This is a genomic window from Pseudomonadota bacterium (assembly GCA_011049115.1).
Classification (GTDB): Bacteria; Desulfobacterota; Anaeroferrophillalia; order Anaeroferrophillales; family Tharpellaceae; genus DSCM01.
In genome coordinates, this window is record DSCM01000079.1 from 1 (window position 1) to 1,919 (window position 1,919).

1 protein-coding gene is annotated in these 1,919 nt (G+C 52.0%); it reads left to right on the forward strand.

Translation table 11 applies throughout. The features are described 5' to 3' along the window. The first annotated feature begins 185 nt into the window (after positions 1 to 185). Positions 186 to 1,820, forward strand: coding sequence for a PAS domain S-box protein (locus ENN66_06390; GenBank protein HDS16230.1), 1,635 nt, complete (start codon positions 186 to 188; stop codon positions 1,818 to 1,820). The last annotated feature ends 99 nt before the right edge of the window (positions 1,821 to 1,919 follow it).

Below are 1,919 nucleotides of genomic sequence, written 5' to 3' on the forward strand. Positions count from 1 at the left end.
CGAGTGGAAATTCACCCGGGAGGATTTGAATAAATTGATGGAAAAGCTTGATTTCCATACTCAGTTGAAGCTTGCAGCATGACATTTTATACGTCACTGTATTTGTGAACTAATGTACTAAGTATCTCAGGAAAATTCATCACAGTCTGCGGTTCAGGACCAAGATCACTTTGGGGGTAACCCTGATGCTCGTCGTTTGCGGCCTGAGTATCGGGCTCATCCTCTCCGCCATGTCCTCAAAGGCCCTGCTCGAGGAGGGAAAAAAGAGGGGGATGGCCTTGACGTCAGGTCTGTCCTTTCGCCTCGGTGAACCCCTGCTGGCCATGGATCTTCTCCAGATGAAAAACCTCATCGACAATGTCCACAGTCAGTATGACGACGTCATGTATATTTTCCTGCTCGATGCCAGCAACAACATCCTGGCCCATACTTTTACCGGCGGCTTTCCCATTGATCTGCTGCAGGTCAATCTGGACAGCCGAAATTCCAAGCCCTTGCTGCTGGCTACCGAACGGGGACGCATATATGATTTCAAGGCCAGGATTGTCCTCGGGGACAAGAACCTGGGCAGTGTTCGCCTGGGCCTCTCTCGAAGCGACCTGGACGCCCAGATACACCGGCAGCAGGCAATCAGCCTGATCACCACTCTCGGGGTCGTGAGCCTGGGGATAGTCCTGGCGCTCTGGTTTTCCCGTACGGTCACGTTTCGCCTCAACCGGCTGCGGAAATCGGCGGAAGAAATCGTCAAGGGCAATCTCGATGTTCAAGCAGGTTTTTCTCTGGAGAAAAACTGCTGGGAAATCACCAGGTGCGAGAAGAAAGAATGTCCGGCTTACGGCGACACCCGGCGCCGCTGCTGGTATCTGCCCGGAACCCTGTGCCCCGATTGCAACGGCAAAGAATATCCATTCAAAATCGAGAGCTGCCGGAACTGTCCTGTCTTCAAACATAATTTCGGGGATGAACTCCAGGACCTGGCCGAAGCGTTCGATGTCATGGCCGTTACGGTTAAAAACCACATTGAAGAGCTGACCGAACGGGAGAAAACCATCGGCAAGCAGCAGCGTCTGCTCAAAACGATCATGGATGTGACGCCCGACTTCATCACCCTGCAGGACAGGGATCTGACCTATACCTTTGCCGGCAAGGCTTTCTGCGAATATTTCGGCTTCCAGGAGAAGGATGTCATCGGCAAGACGGATTTTGACCTGTTCCCGGAGCATCAGGCTGATCTGACTTTTCATGAAGACAAGCAGATACTCATAACCGGGCATCCCCTGGTCAAGGAAATCACCTTCGAACGGCCTGACGGCCGGAAATGGTTCCACGTGGTCAAGGTTCCCGTCTATGATCAGGACAACAGTATCATCGGCCTTCTTTTGACCGCCAGGGACATTACCATGCTCAAACAATTCCAGGAGCAGCTTGTCCAGTCGCAGAAGATGGAGGGCCTGGGGCGGCTAGCCGGGGGCGTGGCCCACGAAATCAACACTCCCTTAGGGGTTATCCTCGGCTACAGCCAGTTGATGCTGGATGATGTCAATGACGCAGAACTCCGGGAAAATCTGAAGATTATTGAAAAGCAAGCCAAGGCTTGCCGGAAGATCGTCTCTGATCTGCTTGGTTTTTCGCGGCATTCCCACTCTGTCAGGGAAAAGGTGGACGTCAATGCATCCATCAGGGAAGTCATCGCCCTGGTTGAACATGCCTTTTTCCTGAACCGGATACGAATCATTCAGGCACTCGACGCAACCATCGCCCCGCTGACGGGCGACAAGGAACAGTTGCAGCAGGTCTGGCTCATCTTCTACAGTTGCTAAAAAATAATTTAATTATTTCGGCATAATAAAGCATATAAAAAAAGTGTTGGCACTACGGACCATATTGCATCGCAAGGGAGCCTGTTCACGCTTCGCTTA